The organism is Streptomyces sp. NPDC040589 (assembly GCF_055594445.1).
This window is the reverse complement of the sequence record NZ_JBVIWP010000019.1, coordinates 17,270-32,192: the sequence shown is the minus strand read 5'-3', so window position 1 is coordinate 32,192 and position 14,923 is coordinate 17,270. Positions and strand designations below refer to the sequence as shown.

17 protein-coding genes are annotated in these 14,923 nt (G+C 72.2%); 8 read left to right on the top strand and 9 right to left on the bottom strand.

Annotated features, from left to right (window positions below; all coding sequences use genetic code 11):
* Positions 1-65: 65 nt before the first annotated feature.
* Entirely contained in the window at positions 66-251 is a 186-nt protein-coding gene (locus ACZ58V_RS41215) for a hypothetical protein (protein ID WP_189727635.1), read from the top strand.
* Between the two features lie 55 nt (positions 252-306).
* Here ACZ58V_RS41215 and ACZ58V_RS41210 read toward each other — a convergent pair whose 3' ends face one another.
* Both ACZ58V_RS41210 and ACZ58V_RS41205 read right to left on the bottom strand, forming a co-directional pair.
* Positions 307-1,644: a S1 family peptidase gene (locus ACZ58V_RS41210; protein WP_468199573.1), complete on the bottom strand. Its 1,338-nt coding sequence runs from the start codon at positions 1,642-1,644 to the stop codon at positions 307-309.
* Positions 1,645-1,761: 117 nt separating this feature from the next.
* A complete protein-coding gene (locus ACZ58V_RS41205) occupies positions 1,762-2,775 on the bottom strand; it encodes a hypothetical protein (RefSeq protein WP_471296501.1) in 1,014 nt (337 codons plus the stop codon).
* 24 nt (positions 2,776-2,799) lie between these two features.
* On the opposite strand from ACZ58V_RS41205, the gene ACZ58V_RS41200 reads away from it, so the two are divergent.
* The 3 genes from ACZ58V_RS41200 to ACZ58V_RS41190 all read left to right on the top strand — a co-directional run bounded on the left by ACZ58V_RS41200 (position 2,800) and on the right by ACZ58V_RS41190 (position 4,755).
* Positions 2,800-3,978, top strand: a complete 1,179-nt coding sequence (locus tag ACZ58V_RS41200) for a MalY/PatB family protein (protein WP_468199569.1) — start codon at positions 2,800-2,802, stop codon at positions 3,976-3,978.
* A 43-nt stretch (positions 3,979-4,021) separates the two neighbouring features.
* Positions 4,022-4,408, top strand: a complete 387-nt coding sequence (locus ACZ58V_RS41195) for a PPOX class F420-dependent oxidoreductase (protein ID WP_468199567.1) — start codon at positions 4,022-4,024, stop codon at positions 4,406-4,408.
* Between the two features lie 122 nt (positions 4,409-4,530).
* Positions 4,531-4,755 carry a hypothetical protein gene (locus tag ACZ58V_RS41190; RefSeq protein ID WP_468199565.1) on the top strand — a complete coding sequence of 75 codons (225 nt, stop codon included), beginning with the start codon at positions 4,531-4,533 and terminating at the stop codon, positions 4,753-4,755.
* Positions 4,756-4,775: 20 nt separating this feature from the next.
* On the opposite strand, the gene ACZ58V_RS41185 is transcribed toward ACZ58V_RS41190, so the two are convergent.
* Positions 4,776-5,189 (bottom strand): Zn-ribbon domain-containing OB-fold protein, encoded by a 414-nt coding sequence (locus ACZ58V_RS41185; RefSeq protein WP_468199563.1) that lies wholly within the window; start codon positions 5,187-5,189, stop codon positions 4,776-4,778.
* 153 nt (positions 5,190-5,342) lie between these two features.
* Positions 5,343-6,011, bottom strand: a complete 669-nt coding sequence (locus ACZ58V_RS41180; protein WP_468199614.1) for a TetR family transcriptional regulator — start codon at positions 6,009-6,011, stop codon at positions 5,343-5,345.
* A 201-nt stretch (positions 6,012-6,212) separates the two neighbouring features.
* On the opposite strand from ACZ58V_RS41180, the gene ACZ58V_RS41175 reads away from it, so the two are divergent.
* Together ACZ58V_RS41175 and ACZ58V_RS41170 are read left to right on the top strand one after the other, a co-directional pair.
* Positions 6,213-6,908, top strand: coding sequence for a peptidoglycan-binding domain-containing protein (locus tag ACZ58V_RS41175; protein ID WP_468199562.1), 696 nt, complete (start codon positions 6,213-6,215; stop codon positions 6,906-6,908).
* Between the two features lie 141 nt (positions 6,909-7,049).
* Positions 7,050-7,529 carry a flavin reductase family protein gene (locus ACZ58V_RS41170; RefSeq protein WP_468199560.1) on the top strand — a complete coding sequence of 160 codons (480 nt, stop codon included), beginning with the start codon at positions 7,050-7,052 and terminating at the stop codon, positions 7,527-7,529.
* Positions 7,530-7,736: 207 nt separating this feature from the next.
* Here ACZ58V_RS41170 and ACZ58V_RS41165 read toward each other — a convergent pair whose 3' ends face one another.
* The 4 genes from ACZ58V_RS41165 to ACZ58V_RS41150 all read right to left on the bottom strand — a co-directional run bounded on the left by ACZ58V_RS41165 (position 7,737) and on the right by ACZ58V_RS41150 (position 12,446).
* A complete protein-coding gene (locus ACZ58V_RS41165) occupies positions 7,737-10,145 on the bottom strand; it encodes a SpoIIE family protein phosphatase (RefSeq protein WP_471296497.1) in 2,409 nt (802 codons plus the stop codon).
* Between the two features lie 87 nt (positions 10,146-10,232).
* Entirely contained in the window at positions 10,233-10,799 is a 567-nt protein-coding gene (locus ACZ58V_RS41160) for an antibiotic biosynthesis monooxygenase (protein ID WP_468199555.1), read from the bottom strand.
* A 51-nt stretch (positions 10,800-10,850) separates the two neighbouring features.
* Positions 10,851-11,231 (bottom strand): hypothetical protein, encoded by a 381-nt coding sequence (locus ACZ58V_RS41155; protein WP_468199553.1) that lies wholly within the window; start codon positions 11,229-11,231, stop codon positions 10,851-10,853.
* Positions 11,232-11,504: 273 nt separating this feature from the next.
* The gene (locus ACZ58V_RS41150; protein WP_189727611.1) at positions 11,505-12,446 is read right to left on the bottom strand and encodes a MurR/RpiR family transcriptional regulator; all 942 of its coding nucleotides are present in this window, start codon (positions 12,444-12,446) and stop codon (positions 11,505-11,507) included.
* Positions 12,447-12,579: 133 nt separating this feature from the next.
* On the opposite strand from ACZ58V_RS41150, the gene ACZ58V_RS41145 reads away from it, so the two are divergent.
* Positions 12,580-12,741, top strand: coding sequence for a hypothetical protein (locus ACZ58V_RS41145; RefSeq protein WP_468199551.1), 162 nt, complete (start codon positions 12,580-12,582; stop codon positions 12,739-12,741).
* A gap of 64 nt (positions 12,742-12,805) precedes the next feature.
* The gene (locus tag ACZ58V_RS41140) at positions 12,806-13,207 is read left to right on the top strand and encodes a DUF3662 domain-containing protein (RefSeq protein ID WP_468199548.1); all 402 of its coding nucleotides are present in this window, start codon (positions 12,806-12,808) and stop codon (positions 13,205-13,207) included.
* Positions 13,208-13,222: 15 nt separating this feature from the next.
* Here ACZ58V_RS41140 and ACZ58V_RS41135 read toward each other — a convergent pair whose 3' ends face one another.
* Positions 13,223-14,902, bottom strand: a complete 1,680-nt coding sequence (locus ACZ58V_RS41135; RefSeq protein WP_471296493.1) for a phospholipid carrier-dependent glycosyltransferase — start codon at positions 14,900-14,902, stop codon at positions 13,223-13,225.
* Positions 14,903-14,923 lie beyond the last annotated feature (21 nt).

Below are 14,923 nucleotides of genomic sequence, written 5' to 3'. Positions count from 1 at the left end.
GCAACACTGTCCGGAATGTCCGTTTGGCTCGGGATTACTCACATCGCCTTCACGTCCGGGACCGTATGCTTCACAGCATGTCCACCACTGTTGAATCCTCATCCGAGCGATCGGCTGACGAGGTCAACGAGGAGATCCGGGCCCTGTGGCGCCGGTCGGGCGGGACACTGAGTGTCGAGCAGCGCGAGGAGTACCGGCGGCTCGTCCTGGAGTGGGCCGCCGCGGCCCCACAGTCCGTGCCGGCGGCCTGAGCGTCATCCAGGTCCGCTGACACAGCGGACCCGCCCCCCGTGCCCCCGGCAGCCGTCACCCCCAAGTGGCCCCGTAATACTGCCGATACGCCTTGCGGTCCTGCTCCGTGCGGATCCAGCGGGTCGCCACCAGGGCGAGGAGGCTGCCCGCGATCACCAGCAGGCCGGGGCCGACGTTACGCGGGTCGGTGAGGCGGGTCAGCAGGCCCGCCACGTCCTCGCCCGTCACCGGCGCCGACGAGCCGGGCGAAGCGGCACCCGAGGCCGACGGCGCGGGCGCGGCGCCACCGGCCTGCTTGGCCACGATCAGCTTGACTCCCAGCTCGGTCAGCGCCTTCGTCACCGGCTGGAAGAACGTCGTACCGCCCGCCTTGCAGTCCCCGCTGCCGCCCGAGGTCACGCCGAGCGCGATGCCGTCGGCGAACATCGGGCCACCGCTGTCGCCCGGTTCGGCGCACACGTTCGTCTCGATCAGCCCGGTGACCGTGCCCTCGGGGTAGTTGACCGTCGCGTTCAGCGCGGTCACCTCACCCTCGCGCAGCCCGCTGGTGCTGCCGCTGCGGAAGATCTTCTCCCCGACCTCGGCATCGGCCACACCCGTGATCCGCACCCCCTCGCCCTCGCCGACCGCCACGACCTCCGCGCCCTTGCCCGCCTTGCCGCTCTCGTACTTCACCAGGGAGTAGTCGTCGCCGGGAAAGCTCCCCTTCAGCGACGTGCCGACCTGGTCGCGGCCCCGGTCGTCGGAGAACCAGACGGAACCGTCGGGTCCGCAGTGCCCTGCCGTGAGGATGTAGTCGGTCGTCCCGTCGGTCACGTTGAAGCCCGCCGAACAGCGCCCGGCGGTCGACAGGATCGGCTCCGCGCCGTTGATCCGCGTCGTGAACGTGCCCTCGGTGCGCTCCATGCGCACGAAGCCGCCGATGCCGTCCGCGACCTCCGTCAGCCGGGACCAGTCGGAGGAGGAGACCGTGCTGTCGCCCCGTACCACGACCTGGTTGTTCTGGTAGTCCAGGGCCCAGGAGGTCCCGGCCACCCGCGGCGCCGAACGCAGCGTCGACGTCGCGGACTTGAGGGCGCTCATGCTGTGAGTCACCATCTTCGCCTTGGCGCCCGCGCGCTTGACCTCGGCGGCCGCCTTCTCGTCGGTGACCGCGACGACCGGCCGCCCGGACGAGTCGACCCAGCTGCCCGCCGTGCGGGAGGTCCCGAGCCGGGACACGAGGTCGGTGCCCATGCCCGTGCCCGGCTTCGCCGAGTAGGGGACGCCGACGGAAGGGTCGGGGGGCTCGCTCGCCACAGCGCTGGTGACCATCGTTCCTCCGAGGAGGAGTCCGCCGACGGCCGCCAGCTGTGTCACTCGCCGGACGACCCGTCGTCGTGCGTGCCTCATGCATGGCTCCCGAACCCGAACATCGCGGTGCGAACACCGCGGGGCCCTCCTTGAGTTGAGCGCCCTGTTCTCCATACGGAGCGGAGCCGTGCCGTGTTCAGCGCGAGCGTGATCTCTTCATCGCCGGCCGGTGACCGGAGCGGCCGGGGCGGCGAGCAGGGCCAGGCTGCGGGTGTCACCCCACACCGAGGCCGGATCGACGTAGGGCCGCAGCAGGGCGGTGAGCGCGGGGTCCCCGCGTCCGTTCAGCTCGTCGGAGGCGATCTTGCGGGCGATCCCGGCCAGGAAGTCCGCCACCTGTACCCGCGCGTCCTCGCGCGCGACGACGAGCCGCAGCCCGGCCAGGCCGACCCCCGCCCGCAGCGCCGCCTCCTCGATCCACGCGATGCGGTCGGGCGTCAGCATGTTCTGCCGGTCGTGCACCAGACGGACCTCCCGTCCGTCCCCGCTCCAGAGCGCGGCCGTCCGCACGATCGCCGGGAGCAGCGGGTTGAGCACCGGGATCAGGGGCGGTCCGTCCAGGAAGTCCGCCCGATACGACACCGCGCGTGACCGGGTCGCCGCGAGCCGGGCGAGGACCCTCCCGGCGTCGGTGTGCGGATGCGCCTGCCGCAGCGCGTCGACCGTGTCGTAGAACCCCTCGACAGGGGCGCCCGGCTCTCCGTTGTTGCGGACCCGGAGCAACTGGTTGGCCGCCTCCAGGAACTCCCGCCAGCCCTCCTCCCCGAAGGTCCGGCGTCCTGCGCGGAACAGGGCGACGGCCGCGGCGGGGTCGTCCAGGAGCAGGCCGACAGCCCGGTCCACCACGAAGAACGCCTTCTCCATGAGATGCACCCGCGCCCGCCCGTGCATCGGCCCCTCCGGCACCAGCAGCCACTCCAGCACCGCGCGGTGCTTCTCCCGCAGCAGGTGGTTCGCCTTGTACTCCTCGGCGGGTGAACGGATCCGGTCCCGGATCTCCCGTACGGCCGCCGCGGCCGACGCCATGGACAGCGAGACACTGGCGTGTGCGAACACGTCCGTGTTCCCGCCGGTGAGGTTCTCGCCGTCCGACCCCGACTCGTCGCAGGCGATCTCCAGGAACGGGCCCGCCGGCCCTCCCCGCTCCCCGTCCGCAAGATTCCCGCTCACCGCGCAGCCCCCTATCGTGTGCCCATGACCAGGATCCCGCACGAGACGTCCGGTGAACCGAATCCCCTGGAAACCCTTACGCTCGACCGCCTCCGCCGCCGCACGAGCATGAAGTGGCGCACCTACCCCCAGGACGTGCTGCCCCTGTGGGTGGCCGAGATGGACGTGCCGCTCGCCGAGCCCGTGGTGCGGGCCGTCACCGACGCCCTCGGCCTCGGGGACACCGGCTACCCCGCCGGCACGTCCTACGCGGAGGCGCTGGCCGCCTTCGCCGAGAAGCGGTGGAACTGGGACGGGCTCGCCGTGGAGCGCACCGCGATCGTGCCCGACGTCATGCTGGGCGTCGTCGAGATGCTCAGGCTGGTCACCGGGAACGGGGACGCGGTGGTCGTGAACCCGCCGGTGTACCCGCCGTTCCACCAGTTCATCGCGCACATGGACCGGCGCGTGGTGGAGGCCCCGCTCGGCGCGGACGGGCGGCTCGACCTCGGTGTCCTGGAGGAGACCTTCCGGCAGGTCGTCTCGGACGGGGGCCGGGCCGCCTACCTGCTGTGCAGCCCCCACAACCCGACCGGCACCGTCCACACGGCGGAGGAACTGTCCGCCGTGGCCGCGCTCGCCGAGCGGTACGGCGTGCGGGTCGTAGCCGACGAGATCCACGCGCCGCTCGTCGTAGGCGCCACGGACTTCGTGCCGTACCTGAGCGTGCCGGGCGCCGAGCGCGGCCTGTCGCTGATGTCGGCCTCGAAGGCGTGGAACCTCGCCGGACTCAAGGCCGCCCTCGCGATCGCCGGACCCGGGGCCGCCGCCGACCTGGCACGCATGCCCGAGGAGGTCGGGCACGGCCCGAGCCACGTCGGCGTCATCGCCCACACCGCCGCCCTGCGCGAGGGCGTCGCCTGGCTGGACGCCCTGCTGACCGGCCTCGAGGCCAATCGGCGCTTGCTCGCGGACCTGCTGGCCGAGCACCTGCCCGCGATCCGCTACCGCCCGGGCGACGCCACCTACCTCGCCTGGCTCGACTGCCGCGCGCTCGGCCTCGGCGACGACCCGGCGGACGTCTTCCTGCACCGCGGCCGCGTGGCCCTCAACTCCGGCCTGCCCTTCGGCACCGGCGGCGCCGGGCACGTCCGCCTCAACCTGGCGACCTCGCCGGAGGTGATCACGGAGGCGGTGCGCAGAACGGCCGCCGCGCTGCGCTGACCCCGGGGCGCGCCGCGCGGGTCACGCTCGTACACTGCCCGCCATGGACGACAGTGCGCTGGACGAACTGGGCGCGGGCAAGTACCTGCTGATCACCAGCTACCGCAGGAACGGTACGCCGGTCGCCACCCCCGTCTGGGTGGTACGCGACGGGGACGCGCTCGGCGTCTGGACGGTGGCCGACTCCTGGAAGGTGAAGCGGATCCGCAACCGCGCCGACGTCCTGGTCGGCCCCTGTGACCTGCGCGGCAACCCCACCGGCGAGCAGGTGCCCGCGACGGCGGAGATCTGCGACCCGGCCACCACCGCCCGCTACCGGAAGCTGATCGCCCGCAAGTACGGCCTCATGGGCAGGCTCACCCTGCTCGGCAGCCGGCTGCGCCGGGGCCTGGACGCCACCGTGGGTCTGCGGATCGTGCTCGCTCCTTGAGATGTTTCCGAGATTCGGCAAGTGCTTTCTCCCGGCAAGGGAGTGGACGGCCCATCCTTAGGAGAGCCGCTGGCGGTCGGCCCTCACCCGGGTCACGTCGGCCGCCGGCGCCCTGTACGGACGTGCCGCTCGCGGTCGCCCACGAGGCCCATGGCGGCGGCGACCCGCGCATGCGCGACGTGCTGTTCGGTCCCGTCGACTCCACCCGCCCGGCGGACACCGCGGTGGCGGACCGTCCGACGGCCACCGAACGCGACGGAGTGCTGGCGCCGGCGGTCGGTCTGGCGGCCAACCGGAGCTTCGAGACGGGACGGCCGGTGCGCACCGACGCATTGTTCTCAGGCTGAGCCCGCAGGCTGAAGGGGGGTCAGCTCCAGGCCCGGTACGGCTCGTCGAGCAACTGGAAGACCGGCTCGCTCCGCACCGGGTCCTTGGCGGTGGACAGCCGTACCCGGTCCCCGCTGTGGATGCCGATCGGCGGGCCCATCACCCGGCCGCGTACGACGAAACCCTCGGCCATCTCGATCATGGACACATTGCGTGCCGCGGGCGTGTTGCGGTGCACCACCGTGGAGTGGCGCACCGTGCCCGTGCCCTCGCTGCGCTCCGTCCGCAGGTCGCTGCCCCGGCAGACCGGACACAGCAGGCGGTGGAACATGGCGGTGCCGCACCAGGTGCAGCGCTGGAAGAGGATGGCATCCGTGTCCTGGCCCCTCGGGTCGAGGAGACCCGTCGAGGAGCCGGCTGTCTGCTGAGCGACGCTTCCTGAGTGGTGGTACACGCTGGTCAACTCCCTGCACTCGGGCGGAATCCCGGGTGCGCGGTCCCCCGCGCACACGCGTGCCCGGTTCGCCGTGCCACCGTGCACGCAGCACAGCGTATGGCACTCAGTGCCACTCGTAAAGGCACTCCGTACCCTCAAATATGCGGACCCTCAGGCCCGCCCCAGGGTCGACTCGATCTCCTGCACGACCCGCCACAGAGGCGCTCCGCGCCGCGAGACGACCACCACCACGTCCTCCGGCTGCGGTTCCGCCACGGGCGCCGGCGCGCCGCCGAACGCGGACTGCACGTACGCCAGCGCGTGGTCCACCGTGGCGCTCGCCTCGTCGTGTCCGTCCGAACGCAGCCAGGAGCGCAGCGCGTTGTTGTGTGCCGCGACCACCGCCGCCGCGATCACGTCGGCCTGCAGGGTGCCGTCCCGGCGGGCCGCGAAACGCCGGCGCAGGTACTCGGCGAGGGCGCGCTCGTAGCGCCACACCACCGACAGTTCGTAGGCGCGCAGCCCGGGGACCTGCTTGGTCAGGCGGTAGCGCTGCACGGAGAACGTCGGGTTCTCGGCGTACATCCGCAGCACGAGCCGGGCCGCGTCGCAGACCCGCCGCACGGGTTCGTCGTCATCGGAGCCCTCCGCCAGGAAGGCGGTCATGTCGGCCAGGCAGCGCTCGTGGTCCGGGAAGACCACGTCCTCCTTGGAGGGGAAGTAGCGGAAGAACGAGCGCCGTCCGACGCCGGCGAGCGCCACGATGTCGTCGACGGTGGTCTGCTCGTAACCCCGCTCGAGGAACAGCTGGAAGGCCGCCGCCACCAGGGCGTCCCGCATGGGCGGCTTTCCGTTCCCCAGGTCGGCTTTCTCGGAGCTCATGGGCTGGAACGTAGCACCCGAAAGGCCACTCATGGCACTCAGTGCAGTCACAGGGAGGAACTGAGTGCTCTCTGAACTCCTGGCGCGGCAGCCGCGTATCTAGCGGCGGAACGATCCTCGAAGACGGGCGCCTCCGAGCCCGGACGGAAGGAGTGCAACGTGTCGACACCGTCCGAGCCCCGGCAGCCGCACGACGGCCCGGCCCTGGAACCCATCCGCGTCCTGCGGCCCCGCCGCACCGACGCGCTGGCGGAACTGATGCGGGAGTACCGGGAGCAGACCGCCTCCGCATCCGGCGGCCCTGAGTCCGGCGGCTATGAATCCGTCACTCTGCCGGGTCCTGCACCCGGCTCCGAGGCACTGACACAGGAACTCCCGCCGGTCGCACGCGCCCGCCGCGACGGCCGTGCCGCACGCCCCGGATCCGGACTGCGCCGCGCCGCCGTCGCGGTGGCGGTCGTCGCGGCGGCGGTGATCGGTTTCGGCGGTGCGCTTCTGCTCCGCGGCGGCGAGAAGACCGAGGACAACGCGGCCCCCGCACCCCGCCCGACCGCGTCCGCCCTCACCCCCACACCGACACCCACCCCACCCGCCGCGGCTCCGGCCGACCCCGACGGCCCCGGCACCCTCCGCGAGGGATCCACCGGCCCCGAGGTGACCGAACTCCAGGAACGCCTCCTGCGCATCCCGGACGTCTACCGCGACGGCTCCACCAACGGCAGCTACGACCCCACCCTGACCGCGGCGGTCGCCCGCTTCCAACTCTGGTACGGCATCCGCGGCGACGAAACGGGCGTCTACGGCAATGACACCCGCACGGCACTGGAATCCCGCACAGCACCGGACACGAGCTGACGGGGACCGCCTACCTCTGCCGTCAGGTGGTATCGGCCCCCACAGCGGCACCGTGTCCCCGGGATGGCACCCCCACCCCCGGCATGGTGAGGTGATGCCGAGGGGCGTCAGCCACCGTGGTGGAGGAGTAGTGGTGTGGGCATGGACGCGTTCGTCGGTCGGCTGGATCCCGACATGTGTGTGGTCACGGCCGTCGCGGGGGGTGAACGGGCTGGCTGTCTGGTCGGGTTCGCCTCGCAGTGCTCGATCCGGCCCGTGCGGTTCGTGGTGTGGCTGTCCGAGCTCAACCACACCTTCCGGGTGGCCCGGAACGCCGAGGTGCTGGCCGTGCATCTGCTCGCCCGTGAACAACGCGGCCTCGCAGAGCTGTTCGGCGGGCGGACCGGCGACCGGACGGACAAGTTCCAGGGGGTGCGGTCGCGGGAGGCGTACGGCGGGGCCGTCGTCCTGGAGGACGTGCCGGCCTGGTTCGTCGGCCGGATCGTGACGCGTGCCGGCGGCGGCGACCACATCGGCTTCGTTCTCGACCCGGTCGAATGGGGCGGACAGGAGGCGTACGACGGTCCCCTGCTGCGCCTGTCCGACGCCCACACCATCGCGCCCGGTCACCCGGTCGACTGATCTCGCGCGCCGCATTTCGGCCGCGGGGCAACGGCTGGGAAAAGGTGCGGTACGGCGGGGCCGACGGGGTTCACCCTGGGCCCATGAACGGCTCCCGCATACCGGGCCTGGTGCCGCCCGCCCTGTTCCTGCCGGCCCTGCTCCTGGGCCTGTGGCGGTACTGGCGGCACCGGGGCGACTCCTGACCCAGGGGCGCGCGGCCTTCCCCTACGGCTCCCGCACCCTCGGAACCCGGACGTCCACGACGCACACGTCGTCCCGCCGCTCCTCCGGCAACATCTGCGCGAGCAACGGCCCGAGAGACCCGGGCCCGTCGGTGTGCGGAGCCGCCACGGCCTCGGCGAGCCGCTCCAGACCCCGGTCGATGCTCTCCGGAGGGTGCTCGACCAGGCCGTCGGTGAAGAGGATGAGCCGGTCGCCCGGTTCGAGGCGGCACTCCGCCTCTTCGTAGACCGGCGTGGAGGTCGCCCCGAGCACCATGCCGCGGGGCCGGCGCAGATACCGCGCCTCGCCGTCCCGCAGCAGCAGCGGCGGGGGATGCCCGGCCTGGGTCCAGACCAGGCGCCGCTGCCGGGGGTTGTAGCGGGCCAGCACCATCGTGGCCGTCGCATGGGAGTCGCGGGAGTGCAGCAGCAGCGTGTTCAGCCGGGCGAGCGCGCCGGTCAGTGACGAGCCGGTGATGACCATGCCCTTCGCGGTGAAGCGGAGCTGGGCCATCGTGGCGACGGCGCCGACACCGTGCCCGGCGACATCGCCGACCACCAGCAGCGCGCCGTCGTCGGGCAGTTCCACGGCGCTGAACCAGTCACCGCCGACGTGCACACCCGACTGGGCGGGCAGATAGGCGACCTCGACCCGCAGTCCCGCCAGTTGCACCGGCCGGTTGGACATCGGCAGCAGCGCGTGCTGAAGCCGGGACGCCAGGGTCCGTTCGGCCCGGAGCACGTCGTTCTGCGTGAGGATCGCCTGCTCGCTCTCGACCAGGGCCAGCTCCGCCCGCCGCCGGGCGGTCAAGTCCTGCACGACACCGTGCACTTCGACGGGCGTGCCGTGCATGTCGGCCACGGTCTCGGCCACCAGGCGCAGGTGCCGGACGACACCGGACGTCCTGATGCGGAACGGCAGGTCGAACGCCCGCCCGTCCTGGACGAGTGCGCGGACGGCGCGGGTCAGCGCCGGCGCGTCCTCGGGCAGAGCGAGCTCCGGAAGACCGGCGAGCCCCACCGGGCCGTCCGCGGAGTCCCGGCCGAAGATGGCGAACACCTGGGTCGACCAGGAGGCCTCCAGCGTCGCCAGGTTCCAGTTCGCCCAGCCGAGGTTGCCCAGCCGCTGGAGATCCGCGAGCCGCTGCTCCTGCCGGTCGGAGGAGCCGTGCCGGACCCAGCTCACGACCAGCGCGTCCCCCAGCCGAGCCACCCGCGCCGAGTAGGTGGACAGCGCGGCGATGCCCGCCAGGACCTCCTCGTGCGCGAACGGCTCGCTCTCGTACGGCTCCCCGGTGGTCAGCGTGTGCACGCAGCCCCACCACAGCGGCTCGCCCACCAGGGCGGGCCGGAACTCCAGCAGCCGCCGCCCGGCCAGCCCCTCACCGGGACGGCCCAGCAGGTCGCCCGCCTGAGCGGTCGCGGCCTCCACCCGGAAGTCCTCGGTCTCACCCGTCGCGGCGCTGAGCGGGGTGAGCAGCATCGCCGCGAGGGGCAGCGCGTCGAACAGCGTCTGCACCACGTCCGTGGCGGCGTCGGCGGCCCGCTCCGGCGGTGCGTCGAAGGCGCGCAGCCGCCCGGCGCACAGCCCGGCGACGCCCCGCAGGTGAGCGCGGTCGCGGGGCGTGAACGACCCGGCTCGGCCGCGCAGCACGCCGATGCAGACCTCGGCCGAACCGGCAGCGGTCACGGGCAGCCAGGCGCGCGACCGCCACTGCTCGGGCGGCTCGCCGATCAGCAGGTACCGCCGGGCGTCCGAGGCGAAATCCTCCAGCCAGCGCGGCTCGCCCGCCCGCAGCGCGTCCAGCGCCGCGATCCCGCTCAGCGGCGGCACCTGGCTCCACTGGGCGGCCAGCTTGTCCTCGATGCCGGCGTGCCCGATCAGTTCGAGGCCGCCGTCGGGCCTGCGGGCGTAGAGCATGACCGCGTCCGCCGCCATGTCCGGCCTGAGATGCTCCAGCAGGCACAGGGCGAGGTCGTGCGGTGTCGGCACCCGAACGAGCGCCTGGCCGAGGCGGGCCAGGGCGGCGGCGACGTCGTCCGGCGTGGTCGTCTCCTCCGGCACTGCGGACCCGGGGACCGCGGTGCCGACGGGACCAGGTGCCGCGCCCGGGTCGGGCGCGACCGGCGCCAGACTCCCGAGCGTGATCCAGCACTCCTCCAGCAGGGTGTGACGGGCCGCCTTGGCCCGCTGGAGCAACTGCTCGCCGGCCGCGTCCGCGGAACACCCGGTCAGCGCCATCTCCGCGCCCGTGGCCCGCTCCACGACAGCGGACATCGCCGCCTGGTCGCGCAGCCGGTCCAGCTCGGCGCGCTGCCGGGCGACGATCTTGGCCAGTTCGACCAGGTCCGGTGCGGCACCGGGCTGCGCCGGCCTCACAGGCTCGCTCGTCACGCGTTGAGCATCGCACATCCGGGCCCGTTCGAAGACTGCCTTGTCAGCACGGATCACGGGCGCGTTCGCGGCGTCCTGCCCGTCACGTCCGACTCCCCGCGCTGGTCAGCGGCCGTCGCGTGGATACAGCCACAGCCGCAGCAGCCGGCTGAGCCTCGGCATCACCAGATAGGTCAGCACCGGCAGCAGCACCAGGGGAAACACGGCGGCCCGCAGCGGCAGCGGCCAGCCGCTGGTCTGCGGCGTCACCAGCCACTGGATGAGGAGGGTGAACGGATAGGCGCCGAGGAACGTCGTGAGGACCATTTTCCACCGGGGCGGTGCCTGCACCGTGGTGCCCGGCAGGCTGAACCACGTCTCCATCCCGGTGGTCGACTGACGCTCGCTGCTGACCTCGGTGGCGATGTCCTCGATCTTCCGGTGCCAGTGCGCCCGCTCCTCGGACTCCAGCCAGGCGGCGAGCCGGTGCTGGTCGGACCAGCGCAGCACCGCGTGGAAGCGGTGGCCGTCCTCCGGCGTCAGCCAGGAGACGCCCTCGTTGCCCGGGAACTGCCTGGCGCAGCGGGCGATGCCGTGCGTCCAGCGCTCGAACTCCCGCTCATGGCCGGGGCGCACCTGCCAGGTCAGGACCGTGGTCACCGGCTCTCCGCGCCGGACTTCGGTGGTGCTCATTCCGTCACGTGTGCCACGCACGGCGCGGGTCATGCCCCCGGGTCCCCGGGGTCATGGCTGGCGGTTCGCCTCCACCAGCGCCTGGCTGACCGCCCGGACGCTGCGCGCGATGTGCTGCAACTGCATGACCTCGGCCGCGTACAGCTTGATCGTGTGCTCGATGACGCCCTCGTGCAGGCCGAGACCGGGCAGGTCGGCGCGGGCGGTCTGCAGGGCGGTGCGGGCCACCCGGATCTCCTGCTGGACCTGGATCTGGGCGTGCCGGGCGAGGAGGACGGGGTGGCGGATGAACACGGGGTAGCCGCCGTAGCGCGAGGGCACCAGCTCGCGCAGCCACTTGGCCGCCGAGCGCTCCCAGTCGTAGCTCCCGGGGGTCTTGACCTGGCAGGGCCAGTCCGGGCTGATGCGCGTGGACGTCAAGGGCATGATCATCGCTTCCGGGTGTGCGGCGTCGTGAGGGTGGACGACGGGTCGGGGCGGCCCCGGCCTAGGGGATGGCCGGGGCCGCCACGGACACCCGGGACGCCGGAGTGGGTAGGACCCGGCCTCCTCGGGTGCGGAACGGATCCGGTAGGGCCGGGTCGCGATCCGTGAGCAGTATTTATATATGCCATCCGGTTTGCAAGGAGCATGAAAACATTCATGCGCGCTTTGTTGTGGATGATCCCTTTGTCTGGTCCAGTGACCGGTCCAGTCGGCTGTGCCTCAGTCCCTGAGGAAGAAATGGTGCTGGTCGGCGACCTGTTCGTACTCCTCAAGCCGGGCCTGCGTCCGCTCCGGGTCCGCGTCCGTCATGGCCTGCAGCAGCGCCGAGCACATCACGCCCGGGGCCGCGTAGGAGTCGAAGACCAGGCGCGATCCGGTGCCGGTGGCGAAGGCGACGTCGGCCTCGTCCGCGAGCGGCCCGAGCGCCAGGTCGGTGATCAGCGCGACCTTGAGCCCGGCGCCCCGTGCCACGCGCACGGCCGTCAGGGTCTCCTGCGCGTGCCGGGGCATGGAGAACGCCAGCACCCAGGTGCCGCCAGCCTCACGCGACTGCAGCAGCGCGTCGTAGGCGACACTGCCGCCCCGGGTCACGAGCCGTACGTCCGGGTGGATCCGCCGGGCGGCGTAGGCGAAGTACTCGGCGAGCGAGACGGAGATGCGCAGGCCGAGGACGGTCAGCGGGGTCGACGACGACAGCTTGCGGCCGATGTCGATCACCAGGTTCGGATCGGCGAGGTCCCGCCGCAGGTTCTCCAGGTTCTCGATCTCGGCGTCGACCGCCGCCTGCAGTTCGTTGCCCCGGATCTCCTCGGCCGGGCCGCCCGCGAGGGTGCCGAGCGCGATCGACTGGAGCTTCTCCCGCAGCGCCGGGTACCCGCTGAAGCCGACCGCCGAGGCGAACCGTGTCACCGAGGGCTGGCTCACGCCGACCCGGTCGGCGAGATCCGTGATCGACAGGAACGCCGCTTCGGTGATGTGCTCGATCAGGTACTGGGCGATGCGCCGCTGACCAGGGGAGAGCCGGGGACGGTCGAAGAGCGTTCGCAGCTGGGAGGACGGGGAGACCTCCGCTTCGGGTGCGGCCTTCCCCGAGGTGATCGCGGATGCCTGTGCGCGTGCCTGCTGCGGCGATGGCACCGGTGCGCCTCCTTCGTCTCCCATTGACGTTCAACATAGCCCACGCACCGTGGTGACCAGGGCTTCTCCGGACAGCACATGAGATGCCCGGCGCGTGGATACCCGGAGGCGGCGTGGGAACCCGCCGCCACAGAAGATCCCGAGAGGAGCCGACGCCATGACCGTCCCCGAGGAAAACCGGCCCAAGACGCAGACCACGGACGAGATCCCGGAGCACCGGGACGAGAACCCGTCCCGGCCGCCGGGCGCCACCGGCCGCACGCTGCGCGAGGCCCTGGAGGAGGCCGAGGTGCGCCCCGACGACTACGACGAGCGGTAGCACCACCCCCGACCACCCCGGCCACTCCGGCCGAACCGACGAAGCTTCCGGCAGGTGACACCGTATGGGCGCGCTGAGTGCGCTGGAAGAGACACTGGAAAATCGCTGGGACGCCTTGTGGGCGCGGGTCCTCGACAAGGACCCGGTCGAGGTCGTCGACGCTCTGCGACGCGAGTGCGACGACAACGCCGTGGTGTGCAGGCAGGGCCGTGTCATGGTCCCCAACGCCTACGACGTGGAACTCGCCGACGAGGTGCACGACCGACTGGCCAGCCACAGCACCCATGTGTGCCAGGCCCTCACCGACAGCCTGGCCCGCCACGCGGAACGCAAGGGCTACGAGTTCGCGGGCCCGCTGGCGGTACACGTCGCCAGGTGCCCGGAGGTCCCCAACGGCCGCTACCGAGTGGCCAGTCGCGTCATGGAGCACGTGAGTGTGGACGGCTTCTTCCACGCGGCACACTGAGAACCGGACGCACCCTCAACGGCGATAGATCGTGATCGAGTGCCCGACATCGTCGACGGGGCGGCTGCCACGGATCAACCCGGCCAGCCGCCCCGTCGCCTTCGCGGCAGCCGAATCGGACACCACCAGCAACCCCCGCACATCAGCGACGGGCACCCCACGCGGATCCCCGGCCTCGACGCCGTAGGCGCCCGGCACCCCACTGCCCTTGTACACGAGCCACACCCGCTCACCCGCGTACCGCTCCTCCCGCAACCGCTCCGCGAGCCGCCCGAGATCCTGCCCCCAGTCCACATTGGAGTCGTGCAACCGCTCCCGTGTCCTGCCCGGCCCCCCGAACGCCTCGTTGGAGTACGGCAGATAGTAGGGAAACGTACGCACGGAACTGACCGCGACGAACACCACCAGCGCCCCCACCAGACCGGACACCCACAACCGTCGCACCACGAGAACGCACCCCGCCCCCACCGCGAGAAACAGCGGAAGGAAGACGGCGTACCGCGTGCCGAGGTCCCGCGCCCCCTGCATGGCCACCAGCAGCAGCACCACGGGCGCGGCCAGCACATACGGTGCCGCCGGCCGCAACCGCCGCACCGCGATCACCACCACCGCACCGCAGACCCACAGGCCGAGCATCCCCAGCGGTGTCTTCACCAGCAGCGCGGCCGGCAGGTAGTACCAGAGCGAGCCCGAGTACAGGCGCCCGAACAGAAACCCCTGCCACGGACGGTTCTCCAGGCCGAACTGGACCCGCATCCCGTCCCGGTACGCCTCAGGGAACGGCAGGAGCTCGACCAGCAGCCCCCGCATCCCCCGCACGTTCGGCACATGCTGCTCGGGAGCCCAACGCAGCCGCGGATCGACCATCACGTACGTGGCCCACACGACCGCGACCGCGGCCAGGGCCACGACACCCGCGCCCGCCATCGCCCGCACCAGAACCCGGCCCCGGCTGCCTGCCGACGCGTGCCACACCGAAAGGGCGCCCAGCGCCATGAGCACAGGCAGGGCAGGGAGCGTGCTCATCTTCGTCGCCAGGGCCGCCCCCAGCGCCACCCCGGCGAGCGGTACGCACAGCCGCGGTCTGCGGCGGGCCCGCCACAGCAGCCACGCCGACGTGAGCACGAAACCCGCGGCCGGCACGTCGAGCGTGGCCAGGGAGCCGTGGGCGATGACGTCGGGGGAGAAGCAGTACAACGCGAGCGCGGCCGACGCCCCTGCCGTCCCCGCCAGTTCACGGGCGAAGGCGAACACGACCAGACCGAACAGCAGCGTCAGCGCGATCACGGGGAGGCGGGCCCACAGCATCAGCCGCCACGGGTCGTTGCCCGACTCGTAGAGCAGGTGCCGTCCCAGCCTGCCCTGGTCTCCGGTGAAGGAGGGGTCGAGGTGCGGATCCGCGAGGGCCACCCCGGCGCCGATGAGCAGCTTGCCGAGCGGCGGATGCTCGGGGTTGTGGCGCAGCCGGTGCTCGTGCGTGTACTCGGCGGCCGCGCCCACGTACACCGGTTCGTCGATGGTCGGGGTCTGCCGCACGGCGGTCGTGACCATCGCGAAGGCCATCTGCGCGAGCAGCACGACCACCAGGAGCGGCACCCACCACCGGCGGCCGGGCCGCCGCACGGCCCCTGCCGGTGCCGGGGGAGAGAGCGACACCGGCCGGGGAACGGCGGGAGCGATCCGGAGGTCCCTCATGGACCCACTCTGCATCAGCCC